Annotated in this window: 12 protein-coding genes; 7 read left to right on the top strand and 5 right to left on the bottom strand. The window is 58.4% G+C overall.

Going from position 1 to position 15,066, the window contains the following annotated elements; translation table 11 throughout:
* The first annotated feature begins 13 nt into the window (after window positions 1-13).
* Both gap and AC6I8V_RS10255 read left to right on the top strand, forming a co-directional pair.
* On the top strand, window positions 14-1,015 hold the full coding sequence (gene gap / locus AC6I8V_RS10260; protein ID WP_497842177.1) for a type I glyceraldehyde-3-phosphate dehydrogenase: 1,002 nt from the start codon (window positions 14-16) through the stop codon (window positions 1,013-1,015).
* 211 nt (window positions 1,016-1,226) lie between these two features.
* Complete coding sequence (locus AC6I8V_RS10255; protein ID WP_497842176.1) at window positions 1,227-1,952, top strand: pirin family protein; 726 nt, start codon at window positions 1,227-1,229, stop codon at window positions 1,950-1,952.
* Window positions 1,953-2,009: 57 nt separating this feature from the next.
* Here AC6I8V_RS10255 and AC6I8V_RS10250 read toward each other — a convergent pair whose 3' ends face one another.
* From AC6I8V_RS10250 to AC6I8V_RS10235, 4 genes are read right to left on the bottom strand one after another with little or no spacing between them, the layout of a single operon-like run.
* Window positions 2,010-2,831, bottom strand: coding sequence for an alpha/beta fold hydrolase (locus tag AC6I8V_RS10250; RefSeq protein ID WP_497842175.1), 822 nt, complete (start codon window positions 2,829-2,831; stop codon window positions 2,010-2,012).
* A gap of 35 nt (window positions 2,832-2,866) precedes the next feature.
* Complete coding sequence (locus AC6I8V_RS10245) at window positions 2,867-4,495, bottom strand: MFS transporter (protein ID WP_497842174.1); 1,629 nt, start codon at window positions 4,493-4,495, stop codon at window positions 2,867-2,869.
* Entirely contained in the window at window positions 4,482-4,910 is a 429-nt protein-coding gene (locus AC6I8V_RS10240; protein ID WP_497842173.1) for a DoxX family protein, read from the bottom strand. Before AC6I8V_RS10240 ends, AC6I8V_RS10245 begins: the two co-directional genes overlap by 14 nt.
* A 4-nt stretch (window positions 4,911-4,914) precedes the next feature.
* Complete coding sequence (locus tag AC6I8V_RS10235) at window positions 4,915-6,792, bottom strand: amidohydrolase (RefSeq protein WP_497842172.1); 1,878 nt, start codon at window positions 6,790-6,792, stop codon at window positions 4,915-4,917.
* Between the two features lie 274 nt (window positions 6,793-7,066).
* Here AC6I8V_RS10235 and AC6I8V_RS10230 point away from each other — a divergent pair, with 274 nt between their 5' ends.
* The 5 genes from AC6I8V_RS10230 to AC6I8V_RS10210 are packed head-to-tail and all read left to right on the top strand — an operon-like array spanning window position 7,067 to window position 14,288.
* A complete protein-coding gene (locus tag AC6I8V_RS10230; RefSeq protein WP_497842171.1) occupies window positions 7,067-7,753 on the top strand; it encodes a hydrolase in 687 nt (228 codons plus the stop codon).
* 49 nt (window positions 7,754-7,802) lie between these two features.
* Complete coding sequence (locus AC6I8V_RS10225; RefSeq protein WP_497842170.1) at window positions 7,803-8,042, top strand: DUF1427 family protein; 240 nt, start codon at window positions 7,803-7,805, stop codon at window positions 8,040-8,042.
* Window positions 8,036-8,290, top strand: coding sequence for a XapX domain-containing protein (locus tag AC6I8V_RS10220; RefSeq protein WP_497842169.1), 255 nt, complete (start codon window positions 8,036-8,038; stop codon window positions 8,288-8,290). Before AC6I8V_RS10225 ends, AC6I8V_RS10220 begins: the two co-directional genes overlap by 7 nt.
* 44 nt (window positions 8,291-8,334) lie before the next feature.
* Window positions 8,335-8,718 carry a response regulator transcription factor gene (locus AC6I8V_RS10215; protein ID WP_497842168.1) on the top strand — a complete coding sequence of 128 codons (384 nt, stop codon included), beginning with the start codon at window positions 8,335-8,337 and terminating at the stop codon, window positions 8,716-8,718.
* Entirely contained in the window at window positions 8,718-14,288 is a 5,571-nt protein-coding gene (locus AC6I8V_RS10210) for an AAA family ATPase (protein ID WP_497842167.1), read from the top strand. Before AC6I8V_RS10215 ends, AC6I8V_RS10210 begins: the two co-directional genes overlap by 1 nt.
* Here AC6I8V_RS10210 and AC6I8V_RS10205 read toward each other — a convergent pair.
* The gene (locus AC6I8V_RS10205; RefSeq protein ID WP_497842166.1) at window positions 14,285-14,905 is read right to left on the bottom strand and encodes a response regulator transcription factor; all 621 of its coding nucleotides are present in this window, start codon (window positions 14,903-14,905) and stop codon (window positions 14,285-14,287) included. The genes AC6I8V_RS10210 and AC6I8V_RS10205 overlap by 4 nt on opposite strands.
* Between the last annotated feature and the right edge of the window lie 161 nt (window positions 14,906-15,066).

Here is a 15,066-nt window from a genome sequence, read left to right as displayed (position 1 = left end):
AAGGACATCTCTCATGAAAAAAATTGGTATTAACGGTTTTGGACGTATTGGTCGCCTGGTGCTGCGCCGGATTCTTGAACAACAGGAGCCGGTTGAGGTGATCGCGATTAACGATCTCACCTCTCCGGAAATGCTGGCTTATCTGCTGAAGTACGATTCCAACTACGGCGCGTTCCCGGTCTCGGTCAGTGCCGAGGCGCAAAGCCTGGTGGTTGACGGTAAACCCATTGAAGTTTTCGCTGAAAAAGATGCGAAGAATATTCCCTGGGGCGAGCTGGGCGTGGATGTGGTGATTGAATGCACCGGTTTCTATACCTCTGCGGAAAAAGCGCAGGCGCATCTGGATGCCGGTGCCAAAAAAGTGCTGATCTCAGCCCCGGCTGGCGATATGAAAACTATCGTGTTTAACGTCAACGATGACACTCTGACGGCCGATGACAGCATCATTTCAGTGGCGTCGTGCACCACCAACTGCCTCGCGCCGATGGCGAAAGTGCTGAATGACAGCTTTGGCATCAAGGTCGGCACCATGACCACGGTACACGCCTATACCGGCACCCAGGCGCTGGTTGATGGGCCGCGCGGAAAAGATTTTCGTGCGTCGCGCGCCGCAGTGGAGAACGTGATCCCGCATACCACCGGGGCAGCCAAAGCGATTGGCCTGGTGATCCCGGCGCTGTCCGGCAAGCTGAAAGGACATGCGCAGCGCGTACCGGTGAAAACCGGATCGGTGACTGAGCTGGTCTCCGTGCTGGATAAAAAAGTCACGGTGGCTGAGCTGAATGCTGCGGTTAAGCAGGCGTGTGAAAACAACGAATCGTTCAATTACACCGAAGATCCGATCGTCTCTTCCGATGTGATTGGCCTGCCGTTTGGTTCGATTTTCGATGCCACCCAGACCGAAATCAGCGAAGCCGGTGATATTCAGCTGGTTAAAACCGTCTCCTGGTATGACAACGAATACGGATTTGTCACCCAGCTGGTGCGCGTACTGCACAAATTCTCCAACCTGTAATTTCTGTTGCAACCGGTCTGATCCCAGGCCGGTTTTCCCCCAAAAAGACGTGCGATTTATCGCGCATTTTCATGCCAGCATTGTCCACTAAAACGTTACACTGATTGAGTTTCTGCGCCATTGTCTGGCAGATCTGTTTACCAGTAAGCTGTGTTTAACGAAGGGAAACCCGCCCTTTACCCGGTTAACACAGAGAATTAAGGAGCAGATCATGATCGAACAACGCCTGTCAGAACAACGCGGAGTAGGTGCACACGGCTGGTTACATTCACACCATACCTTTTCGTTTGCCAACTACTGGGACCCGAAACAGGTTGGTTTTTCAGACCTGCTGGTGATCAATGACGACCAGGTGGCAAAAGGACGCGGTTTTGGTGCGCATCCGCACAGCAATATGGAGATCATCTCCTACGTACTGGAAGGGGCGCTGGCGCATAAAGATTCTATGGGCACCGGCTCGGTGATTATCCCCGGCGATGTGCAGCTGATGAGCGCCGGTAGCGGCGTGACCCATAGCGAGTTTAACCACTCCAGTGACAACGGCGTCCACTTCCTGCAAATCTGGGTGGTGCCGGACGAGAAAAACACCCCGCCGGGCTATCAGCAGATCTCGGTGCCGGAGAGTGAAAAACGCGGCAATCTGCGTCTGATTGCTTCCCCGGAGGGTGAAGAGGGCGCGCTGAGCATTCGTCAGGATATCCGCATCTACGCCGGGCTGTTCAGTGCGGGCGAGCAGCAGACCCTCACGCTCGATGATGACCGCTATGCCTATATCCATGTGGCGCGTGGCAGCATCACCGTCAACGGGGTAAGGTTCAAAGCTGGCGATGGCGCGCGGGTGCGAAATGAAAAATCCCTCAGCTTCAGCGATGGGGATGCGGCGGAAGTGTTGCTGTTTGACCTTCGTCCGATTGAAGTGAACCATCCTTCCCGCTAAACCGGCTAGACCGGCTAAACCGCAGGCCGCAACCCTCCAGGTTGCGGCCCTGGCGAGTTAGTGCGCCTGCAAAAATGCCAGCAGGTCTTCATTCAGCTGGTCCTGATGGGTCACGGCAAAGCCATGCGGGCCATTCTCGTAAACCTTCAGTTCCGCGCCCTGAATCATCTCAGCCGCCACCTTACCGGTGGTGGCAAACGGCACCACCTGATCGTTGCTGCCGTGGATAACCAGCGTCGGCACGTCAATCTTCTGCATATCCGGGCGGAAGTCGGTTTCGGAAAATGCGGTGACGCAATCCAGCGTACCTTTCAGCGAGGCCAGTAGAGCGATATTCAGCGTCTGCGTCAGCACGCCGTCAGAGACGGTCTGACCGGCATTGGTGCCGTAGAAAGGCACGGCAAAGTCACTGATAAACTGCGCACGATCTTTGCGCAGGCCGTCACCGATACCGGCAAACACGGATAGATCCACCCCTTGCGGATAATCGGCGGTTTTGCCAAAGATCGGCGTGACCGCGCCCAGCAGCACCAGACCGGCAACACGCGCGGTGCCATAGTTGGCGATATAGCGGGTCACGTCGCCGCCGCCCATCGAGAAGCCCACCAGGGTGATTTCTTCCAGGCCCAGGCAGTTGATCAGGTCATTGATATCGGAGGCGAAGGTGTCGTAATCATAACCCTGCCACGGTTGATCAGAGCGGCCAAAGCCACGACGGTCAAAGGCGATAACGCGATAGCCACGCTCGGCCAGGAAGTTCATCTGGCTGTCCCACATATCCCCATCCAGCGGCCAGCCGTGGCTGAACAGCACCGGTTTGCCTTTGCCCCAATCTTTAAAATAAATCTGCGTACCGTCTGTGGTTCTGAATGTGCTCATTGCATTGACCTCGTAGTGATGACGTTGATTTGGCGTTACAGCGGTGCAACCAGGTAGCGAACTTCGGGCAGGCTATCGCCCTGATGAAAAGCGTAAACCCGGCTCTGAATCTTGCGATCGTTGATGGTGTAGCGTTCCTTTTCGCGCAGATGCTCCATCCAGGAACCCACCACAAAGGTTTCTACGAAGAGGCCGGGTTGCAGCACGTCCTCATAAATTGACCAGTTAATGGCACCGCCGCGACGGCGCACCCGGCGCATATCCTGCATACACACCACAAACGCGTGGGCGTCCTCGTTCCGAATCTGATAGGCATAAGTGACCATGACCGGGCCACGGTTGTGATGAACGTCGGGGGCGGGGCTGCTGTCGCTGTCGTTGAGGATTTCAAGGTTGAGATCCGGGTCCTGATCGAGCCGCCAGCGCCAGACGGTGGCACAGGACAGGAACATGCCTGCGGCGGCGATACACAGCGATATCGGGATGCTGAAATGGGCGGCAAGCTGGCCCCATAAGGTACTGCCGACGGTCATCGATCCAAAGAACACCGTGAGGTACACCGCCAGCGCGCGGGCCTTCACCCATTTTGCCGCGCTGCGCTGCGCCCCCAGATTGAGGGTCGACAGCACCGCGATCCACGCGAAACCGGTGAAGAACTCACAGGCGTTCAGCCACCAGAAGTGACGAATAAACGCCAGCGCCAGCATGGTCAGCGCAAACATCAGGCTGGCGAGCACCATCAGACGGTCGGCGCTGAATTTTTTGCGCAACCCAGGCAGCAGCACGGCGCCGCAGATCGCGCCGACGCCGATGCAGGCCAGCATGATGCCGTAACCACCGGGGCCAAGACCGAGTTCGCGTCGCGCCACCAGCGGCAGCAAGGCCCATCCGGCACTGCCGAACAGGAAAAAGGCGCAGGTACGCACCAGTACGTTACGGAAGACCGGCGCCGCATGGACATAACGTAAGCCAACACGCACCGCCGGGAAAAAGTGCTCCGGCGGCAGGCGCTGTACGCTCGGGGCCGCTTTCCAGCGATACAACACCCAGGCCACACCCAGCACCGATAGCGCGTTAAGCAGAAACACCATCCACGGGCCTGCAAACGACAGGATCAGGCCACCCAGCGCCGGGCCGATGGCGCGGCTGATGTTGATGCCCAGCGAGTTAAGGGCGATGGCCGATCCCAGTTCATTTTTTTCCACCAGATCCGGCACAATCGCCTGGAAGGGCGGTGAACTCATCGCCGCGCCGGTACTGAGCAGGAAAGCGGCTGCCAGCAGCACCCAGGGCGTGACATGGCCGGTCAGCGAAAGCAGCGTAAGACTGGCCGCCGCGATAAAGACCCACAGCTGGGAAAACAGCAGATATTTGCGTCGATCGACGATGTCGGCCATCACCCCGGAAGGCAGCGCGAACAGAAACATTGGCAAACTGCTGGCGGCCTGCACCAGCGCCACCGACAGCGGATCGGCGCTGAGCGTCAACATGCTCCAGTTAACGCCAACATCGTTCATCCATGAACCGATGTTGGACACCACCGTCGCCAGCCACAGCATACGGAACACCGGCTGCCGCAGCGGCTGCCACGGCGAGGCGGGCTGAGCGGGGTGGTCAGCGGGGAGGTCGGTCCCCGCGCTGTGCACATCATTAACCTGTGCCATGTCGCCACTCCTGCTTCGGTTTGACGCCAATCCGCCACGCGCCCGGCCCGGTGATGGCCAGGGTGGTAAAGATGATCAGCAGCAACCAGCCAAACTGGCCGTCCGCGATCGACCAGTCCGGGTGAACAAACAGCATCGCCACCAGCAGCACGCCGATAATCGGCAGGCAGGCGAGACGTGACCACCAGCCCAGGATGATCAAAATCGGGCAGACCACCTCAGCCACGATCGCCGGGATCAGGCTCATATAAGGCCCCATGCCGAACGGATCTTCGATGCGCGTCAGTTCCAGCTGGAAATGGAACACCTTGGGCAAGCCATGTACGTGGAGCAACAGCAGGCTGCCGGTCAGACGCAGGAAGAATAGCCCCAGATCAATCCGGGGCGGGAGCGAGAAAACGGATGAGGTTTTCATCGGATTAAAACGCAAAGCAGCTGCAACCGAGCGCGCCCCAGAAGGCGTTCTCTTCGGCAACCGGCACTTCAGCGCCACGGGCAAAATCATGCTGGTGGCTATGCACGCCGCACGGACCGCTGCAATGGTGCGCCTGGGACAGCATACCCACGCGGGTCGCGGCATCCGGCGGGGCGCTGCGATAGTGGCCCGGCACCTTCACCACCGGCGACCATTCCGGCAGTACAGGCAGGGTCGGCGGCGCTTCGGCGCTGAAAGCACCGGCGGCATATACTACGTTGCCGTCCACCACCGTCAGCACCGACTCAATCCCTTTGATCTCCTCTTCCGGGACGCTGAAATAGTCTTTACTCAGCACCGCCATATCGGCCAGCTGGCCGACGATGATCTGGCCTTTTTTCCCCTGCTCACTGGAGAACCAGGCGCTGCCCTGAGTCCACAGCATCAGCGCGGTATCGCGATCGAGACGCGCATTGACGTCATACATCTGCATTCCGCCGACGGTACGGCCGGACACCAGCCAGTACAGCGCGGTCCACGGGTTGTAGCTGGCGACGCGGGTGGCGTCGGTGCCGAGACCTACCGGAACGCCGGTCTCCAGCATTTTTGTCACCGGCGGAGTATGGCGGGTGGCTTCGATGCCGTAACGTTCGGCGAAATATTCGCCCTGGAACGCCATACGGTGCTGCACCGCAATGCCGCCGCCCAGCGCTTTGATGCGGTCGATGTTTTTCTGCGTCACGGTTTCGGCGTGATCAAAGAACCAGTGCAGGCCGTTGAACGGAATCTCGCGATCCACTTTTTCAAACACGTCCAGCATCCGGCTGATGGATTCGTTATAGGTGGCGTGCAGGCGGAACGGCCAGCGATGTTCAACCAGGTGGCGCACCACGCGCTCCAGCTCATCCTCCATGCCGGGCGCCAGGTCCGGACGCGGTTCGAGGAAATCTTCGAAGTCTGCGGCGGAGAACACCAGCATTTCACCGGCGCCGTTGTGGCGGAAATAGTCGCTGCCCTGGCCTGGCGTCAGCATATCGGTCCATTTTTCAAAATCTTCCAGTTCATGGCCGGGACGCTGGGTAAACAGGTTATAGGCGATACGGATGGTCATCTGCTGCTTGCTGTGCAGCTCGGCGATCACCGCATAATCTTCGGGATAGTTCTGAAAGCCGCCGCCCGCATCAATGGCGCTGGTCAGGCCGAGGCGGTTCAGTTCACGCATAAACTGACGCGTTGAGTTGATCTGCAACTCCAGCGGCAGCTTCGGGCCTTTCGCCAGCGTGGCGTAGAGGATCATCGCGTTCGGACGGGCGATTAACATCCCGGTCGGATTGCCGTTGCTGTCGCGCTGGATCTCTCCGCCCGGCGGGTTCGGCGTATCTTTGGTATATCCCACCACCCGCAGCGCGGCGCGGTTCAGCAGCGCGCGATCGTAAAGATGCAGGATAAACACCGGGGTATCCGGGGCGGCTTCGTTGATCTCCTCCAGCGTTGGCATCCGACGCTCGGCAAACTGAAACTCAGTCCAGCCGCCCACCACGCGCACCCACTGCGGAGAAGGGGTGCGCAGCGCCTGTTCTTTCAACATCCGCAGCGCATCGGCCAGCGACGGCACGCCTTCCCAGCGCAGTTCCAGGTTGTAGTTAAGGCCGCCGCGGATCAGATGCAGGTGGGAATCATTCAGGCCAGGAACGGCGGTATGCCCTTTAAGATCGATGACCTTAGTGCCTTCACAGTGGTGCTCCATCACCTCTGCCTGGCTGCCGACGGCCAGGAATTTTCCTTCACGAATCGCTACCGCACTGGCAAGCGGATTGCCGCGATCCACCGTGTGGAATTTACCGTTGATTAAAATCAGATCTGCTTTACCAAGCGTCACCATAGATCCTCCTGAACTGAGATGTCCGAAAACGCGGCGAGCCGCAGGACGGGAAATGCGCTGGCGCAGGGCGTCAGAGCACGATCAGGTCAGGATTATGGTGAGCAGGGAGAAACGCCGTCTAGTTATACAAAGGGATACCTATACGTTCGTATACTTATACACAGAGATAATAGTCCGCCTCCCTGATGCCCCTTACACTCCGCTCTGACAGTGACCCCCTCACTGCATTTTTCTTCGTTCATTAATCCAGTTACTAACCTCAATGGGTACATTCATGTCTAACGCTAAACTTGAAGTTCTGACCCCGCATAACAGCCAGATTATCTTTATCGATCAGCAGCCGCAGATGGCGTTTGGCGTGCAGTCGATCGATCGCCAGGTGCTGAAAAACAACACCGTTGCGCTGGCTAAAGCGGCAAAGGTTTTTAACATTCCGACCATTATCACCACGGTAGAAACCGAGAGTTTCTCTGGTTATACCTATCCCGAACTGCTGGACGTGTTCCCCGGCCAGGACATTCTTGAACGTACCTCAATGAACTCCTGGGATGACCAGAAAGTGCGTGATGCGCTGGCGGCGAACGGTAAGAAGAAAGTGGTGGTATCGGGCCTGTGGACCGAAGTGTGCAACAACAGTTTTGCGCTGTGCGCGATGCTGGAAGGCGGTTATGAAATTTATATGGTGGCCGATGCATCAGGCGGCACCTCGAAAGAAGCCCATGACTACGCGATGCAGCGCATGATCCAGGCGGGCGTGGTCCCGGTTACCTGGCAGCAGGTGATGCTGGAGTGGCAGCGTGACTGGGCGCACCGCGACACCTATGACGCGGTGATGAAGATTGCCAAGGAGCATTCCGGCGCCTACGGCATCGGCATTGATTATGCCTACACCATGGTGCACAAGGCGCCATCCCGTCAGGAGAGCGAGCACCGTACCCTGCCAGCGGTACCGGCACGCTAATACCCATGCGCTGACCGGCACCCACGGTGTCGGTCACTGGAGGATCGTAATGAATCCTTTGATCATTTCTCTGGGCGCGGGGGTGCTGATTGGCCTGTTCTATGCGCTGCTGCGGGTCCGCTCGCCCGCACCACCCGCCATCGCGTTAATTGGTCTACTCGGCATGATCATCGGCGGCCAGATCACCGCGCAGATTAAGCCGCACCATCAGACCAGCGCCCTCTCTGTTCAGAGCGAAAACCGTCACGCGGCGATAACTTACGTTGTCGGGGAGGACGGAACATGCTGAAATCGTACGTTATCTCGCTGGGCGTCGGTATCATCGCCGGTGTGCTGTATGGCCTGATGGATGTTAACTCACCGGCGCCGCCGGTGATTGCCTTACTGGGATTGTTTGGCATGCTGGTGGGCGAACAGCTGGTGCCGCTGGCTAAACGGCTGATCGCCGGTCAGCCGGTGACGCTCGCCTGGTTCCGCCATGAGTGCGTGCCGAAAATCAGCGGCACCCCTCCGCCAGGTGGTGAAAAAGGCCCGTAAGGAATTGCCTCACGCGCGCGTGCGGATTATCAGAGGATTACAGCATGACGCTGCCACAGCAGATTGTTATCGTTGACGATGAACGCTCAGTCCGTAACGGCCTGAGCAATTTACTGCATTCTGACGGATACACCACCAGCCTGTATGAATCGGGCGAAGAACTCCTCTGCGATGAGACGGCATTAGCGGGTGCCGCGATGCTGATCATCGACGTCAGACTGAAGGGCATGAGCGGTTTTGAACTCTTCGCTATTTTGCAGCAACGCGCCGTGACGCTGCCGGTGATTTTCATCTCCGCCGAACAGGAAGAATCTGTGCAGTGGTATGCGATTGCGCTGGGCGCCGTAACCTTTTTACGCAAACCCATCGATGTTGATACGCTCCTGACCCTCATCCGCCATGAACTGACGTACGGAGAAGCACGCTAATGAGCATCATCTCTGTCTCGCAGGAAGCTAGTGACGAACAACAAGTGACACTGCGCGAGGAGACGATGCTGACCCCGCTGGCGCAGGATGGCAGCATCGCCTGGCTGATGGGGCATAACAGCGCCGGTGAGGCGGTGATTATCGCCACCGCCGCCAGTGACGAGGTCACATTCCAGGCCACGCAGCTGTTAAAAAACGAGCTGGCGCTCGCCCCTCATCTGACGCCGCGCTGGGCAGTCAAACCCGCCGGTCATACCCGCTATCTCGGACGCTTCGCGCTGGTCTACCCGACATTTCCTTACCGCACTCTGGCCGGGATCATCAGCGTGCCGCCGGAGCAGATCGCGGATTATCTGCGTAATGCCATCCAGCTCTGCCTGCCGCTCAGTCAGGCCCATCATCAGGGAATTGTGCACGGCGATATTAAACCCGGTCATCTGTTCCTCAATAACGACGGTTCATACCGGCTGGGTGGTTTTGGCCTCGCTACGGTCACGGCCGATTCGCAGCTGAAAAACTCGCTGCGCGCCTCGGGCGGCACTCTGGCGTATATGTCGCCCGAACATACCGGGCGCACGCCTTATCCGGTCAGCAACCTGAGCGATCTCTACAGCCTTGGCGTGGTGTTGTATGAAATGCTCACCGGCAGATTGCCATTCGGCTCGCCGCAGGCCGGGCAGGCGGAGTGGATCCACCACCATCTGGCGACCGCGCCACGTCCACCGCACTCGGTGCGCCAGGATGTGCCGCCGATGCTGGCGGCGATCATCCTGCGTCTGCTGGCGAAATCACCCGCCGATGGCTACCAGACCATCGACGGCCTGCTGGCGGATCTGCGGCGCTGTAAAGCGACACTGACGCCGGAAGGCAGCATTGCGCCGTTTACGCTCGGACTACAGGAACGTTTCACGACGAACTATCGTGTTGAAACGCTCTTTACCGGCCATCCCCAGGCGCGGGTGTTGCTTAACGCGCTGGAAGAGGCGCAGCGTAGTGGCACACATAACCTGGTGATGATCGGCGGGGCGCCGGGGTCGGGCAAATCCGCCATCATCGCCTCGGCGTTAAAAAAGCTGCAACACAAACCGATCCTGTTAACGGTTGGCAAAGCCGATCAGCACTCACCGCCGGTGCCATACTCGGCGCTGACCGCCGCATTCCGTACTCTGGCGTTATATCTGCTGGGCCTGTCGGCGAGCGAAGTCCTCGGCTGGCGTACCCGCCTGCTGCGGGCGCTGGGCCACGATGCCGATCTGGCGGCTGAACTGGTGCCTGAACTGCGGCAGCTGTTGGATATTCAGCCCGGCGCGGCGACGGAACCAGCGATCGATGCGCGCGAACGCTTTAATCAAATGGCCTGCGCGCTGATTAAAGCGCTGGCCTCCTCCGGCAAACCCCTGGTGATGCTGATTGATGACGTGCACTGGGCGGATCACACCAGCCTGCAATTGCTGGAGAATGTGTTCAAACGCAATGAAAATCTGCCGTTTTTGCTGGTGATTGCGCATCGCGATGCGGAATCCATGCCTTGCCCGCTGATCGCCGACTTCCTGACGCGCATTCGTAGCGCGGCGGCGCGTATCACCGCCATCACCCCCGAACCGCTGAATGTCAAAAGGGTGGCGCGCTGGCTGGCGGGGATGCTGCATACCCGCACCAGCAGCACCAGCGAGCTGGCGCAGCTGATCCATGAGAAAACCGGCGGCAATCCGCTTTTTTTGCAGGAATTTTTCAAACAGGCTATCGATGATGGCTTGATCTTCTGCTCCCAGGATCCGCTGAAATGGCACTACGACCAGACGGCGCTACAGGCGCGGCAGTACACGGATAATGTCGCCAGCCTGGTGGTCCGCCAGCTGGAGCGGATGCCGGAGTCAACCCGTCAGCTGCTTGGCTGTCTGGCCTGTTTAGGCGGCAACGGCGAGCTGGCGTTGCTGAGCCATATTCTTGGCATCAACCCGCGTAAAATTCAGGAGCGGTTACGTCCGGCGATTGCCGCCCGGTTTATTACCGTGACCAGCGATGAATACGCCTTTACGCACGATCGTGTGCATGATGCCGCCTTCCTGCTTATCGGCTGCCAACAGAAGCTGCGCATCCATCAGCAGGCGGCTTGTCTGCTGGCGGAATCTGCCCCGCGCGCCGAGGGCAACGAGACGTTATTCCGCGCCGTGCACCATATCGCCATGGCGTCAGAGGTGCCGCTGACCAGGGCGCAAAGCCGCAACTATTTTCGCCTGAGCCTCACGGCGGCGCAGCGCGCCAAACGGGCAGGGGATTATGCCTCGGCCTTACGCTATCTGCATACGGCGCGCGCTCTGCCTATGCAGCATCCGGCCCCGGACAATTTTTTGCTTGGCTTTGAGGAAGCGGAGTGCCAGTTCCTGCAAGGGAATCTGCGCGAAGCGCAGCGCCTGTGCACCGTACTGCTGGGGATGCCCGGCAATCTGACGGAGAAATCTGCCGCCGCCTGTTTGTCAGCGGAAATCCATATGCGTCAGTCGGATAACTATCTGGCGCTGGAGACCGCGCTGGCGTGGCTGGCGGTATTTGGCGTGCACTTCAATCGCTATCCTGACGAGGAAGAGTGCAACGCCGCCTATAACGCCCTGAAGTCGCGACTTGGCAGCGATCCCGAGGCGGTGATAGGCGCGCTGCCAGCAATGACCAATCGGGAAACGGAGTCGGTGCTGAATCTGATGGCCAGCACCATCTTTGCCTCCTCCTACGATTGCCCGCGCCTGCATCTGCTGCTGGTGTGCAAAATGCTGGATATCACGCTGGATCACGGTCTGGCGGGGGCATCGGTATTTGGCCTGTCGTGGTTTAGCGTGCTGATCACCGACCGTTACCAGGAGTACCATTACGGCTTTCAATGCGGGTTGTTAGCCACGCAGCTGGCTGAGAAACACAACTTTATCCGTTTCAAAGCGCGGACGTTGTTACCGCTTGATCAGGTGGGGATCTGGACCCAACCGCTTAGCTTCGCAATCGATTGCGCAAAAAAGAGTTTCAAGGTCGCGCTGGCGCAGGGCGATCGCTCCTTTGCCTGCCTCTCGTTGCGCCATCAGGTGATGAACTACCTGACGCGAGGCGATCATCTGGAATCGGTGCTGACCTCCATCGAACGCGGGCTGGCCTTTACGCAACAGGCGTTTTATCCCGATGTCGCGAACGTGCTGCTGATGCAAAAACATTTTGTGATGCATCTGCGCGGCAGCGCGGGGGAGAAATTTACCGGGGTTGATGCCTGGCCGCCGCATTTAATCGGTAGCGAGCCGGGGCTGATGTCCGGGCCAAAAGCGATGGTGCTGTTCTGGTCGTGGTTATATCGCGGTATGGCCCATTTCCACGCCAGCGAGTATGACCTGGCGCTGCCGTGTTTTGCGCAGGCGACACAGCTGGTGAGCGCGGTGCCCGGTTATATCTACCTGATGGATTTGCATTTCTATAGCGCCCTGAGCCTGACGGTGCCGCTTAAAGCCGGGCCGGAGGCGGGCCGCATCCGTCAGCAGGTGCAATACCACCTGGATAAAATCAGCCACTGGGCCACGCTAAATCCTGCGTTGTTTGCGGATAAGGCCGCGTTGATCGCCGCCGAACTGGCGCGCCTCCAGGGTAATCTCGGGGAGGCGCTCAGCCAGTACGAAGCGGCGATAAATCTGTCACGGCAGTCCGGTTTTATCCATATCAACGCATTAGCCTATGAGCTGGCCGGTTACTGCGCCAAAGCCTGGGCGCTGGACGTGCCCGCCGATGCCTATCTCAAAGGGGCGATCAGCGGCTGGGAAAACTGGGGCGCGCTTGCCAGGGTGCGCCAGCTGGAGCAGCGTTATCCGCAGCTGGCGACGCAGAAGCAAAGCCATGCCTTCGCCACCATTCCGTTTGAAGATGAATCCATTCGCGATCTGGAGAGTGTGGTGACGGCGGTGCGCGCCCTTACCGAAGAGATCAATCTGGACCGCCTGATCCATATCCTGATGCGCATGTTGCTGGAGCGCGCCGGGGCGCAGCGTTGCCTGCTGATCCGCGTGCTGGATGGCAACATTCCCGAAACGGAAGCCTGGGCGGAAGCCAGCGCTGATGGCATCAGGGTGAAAATTGTCAAAGAGCGGCCTGCCGCCACCGACATGCCGCTTTCGGTGCTCTCTGCGGTGATCCGTACCGGCCAGGAGATTCGCACCGGCAAGCCGGAGGACTTCAGTCCCTTCAGTCAGGACCCGTATCTGGTTGCCTCCGGCGCGGCGGTGATGTGCGTGCCGATGTTTAAGCAGGCCAATATGGTCGGGGTGCTGTACCTGGAAAACCGTCTGATGCCGGACGTGTTCACCGCCGAGCAGTCGCATATCGTTAAAACCCTCAGCGCCCAGGCGGCGGTATCGATCGAAACCGCGCGTTTATATGCCGAATTGCTGGAAGAGAACATCCACCGACGCCGCGTGGAAAAACAGCTGCGCGCCAGCCAGACCTCGCTGATGCTGGGGGAAAAAATCAGCCACACCGGGACCTGGAGCTGGGAAATCGAGCAGGATCTGATGTCGGTATCCGATGAGTATCGACGCATTCTGGGCCTGCCCGAGCAGCAGAAAACCCTGTCGATGGCCGATTTTATGACCTTTGTGCATCCCGATGATTTCACCTGCATCAACGGGCTGGTACACGACAGCGTGAACAATGGCCGGAGTATGCAGGCGGAGTTTCGCATTGTGCGCCACGGCGGGGAGGTTCGCTATATCAAAGGGATTGGCGATCCGGTGGATAACTGGCCTGAGGTGAAAGAATATTTCGGCACCATTTCCGATATCACCGCGCAACGTCTGGCGGAGGATGCGGTGCGCATGGCGCAGGCGGATTTGGCGCGCGTCTCACGCGCCACCACCGTAGGGCAGCTGACCGCGTCGATTGCGCATGAAATCAATCAGCCTTTGATGTCTATCGTTGCCCACGCCGGCGCCAGCCTGCGCTGGCTGAAGCGCGAACAGCGGCATATCGACAATGCCTGTTTCAGCCTTGATGAAATTTTGCAGGAAGGAAAACGCGCCGGGGATATTATTCGCGGACTTCAGGCGCTGACCCGGAAACATGATTCGGTGTTTGCCAAAGCTAACCTGCATCTGATCGCCCGCGATATCCTCGCTCTGTCGCGCGCGGAGATTGAACGAAAATGGATTTCTCTTGAGCTGCAACTGCACGCCAGCTGTGCCGAGGTCTATTGTGACAGAATTCAGATTCAGCAGGTGCTGTTAAATCTGGTGGTGAATGCCATCGACGCGATGACCGATATTGGCGATCGTCCCCTTGTCCTGACGCTCGCCACCGCCAATCCCACGCCGGAGACGATCCGCTTTGAGGTGCAGGATACCGGTTGCGGCATCAGCGACGAGGTGCGCGATCAGATCTTCGATTCGTTCTACACCACCAAGAAAGAGGGGATGGGCATGGGACTGACCATCAGCAAGGGCATCATCAAAAAACACTGTGGCGAGCTACACGGGGAGAACCGGGCGGAGTGCGGCAGCGTGTTTTGGTTTACCTTACCGACCGAGCCGCCCGTCTGCGCGGCGGGCTAACGACGGCGCGTGCTAAGGATATTCAGACGTTCAGCAGCACGCACCAGGTCTGATAACGAGCGGACGTTCATCTTTTCCATCACCCGGCGTTTATGCACCTTGGCGGTGATTTCGCTGATACCCATCTCGGCGGCGATCTGTTTGTTCAGCAGACCGCCGATCGCCAGCATCATGACTTCGCTTTCACGCGGCGTCAGCGACTGATGGCGCACGGTAAAATCGTACTTTTCCTGCGAGGAGGCGAGATTGGCTTCGGCAATCTCTAACGCTTCCGCCACGGCCTGTAACATCCGGTCCGGGTCGACGGGTTTGGTTAAGAACTCACAGGCGCCGGTTTTCATCGCCTTGACGGTCACCGGGATGGTGCCAAAGCCGGTCAGGAAAATGGTCGGGATCGCGTAACCGCGCGCGTTCAGAGCGCTGGCAACGGTAAAACCGTCGGCATCCGGCATATTGATATCCAGAATCAGACAGCTGGGAACGGCGGCGAAGGGGTGATCAAGAAATGCCTGAGCAGAGGAAAAAGCGATAACGGCATAGTCTTCTGAGCTGAGCAGGTTACTGAGCGCAGATCGTACCGATTCGTCATCATCAACGACATAAACTATGTGATTCATAGAAGGTCTCTTCTCAACCTGAATTTCACGGATGTTTAAAAGTTGTGCGCAACAGTCAATATAGTGCGAAAAAGGGCAGGTTCAACCTGCATCAGGATGCAGAGTAGTTGTCTTAACCGGATGTTATCACAATAATTATCATTATCATCAGGTTATGTTGC

The sequence above is a fragment of the Pantoea sp. X-Soil-TKNS-1207 genome, from assembly GCF_059730485.1.
The sequence above is the reverse complement of the archived record's forward strand: the minus strand, read 5'-3'. Positions and strand labels throughout refer to the sequence as shown.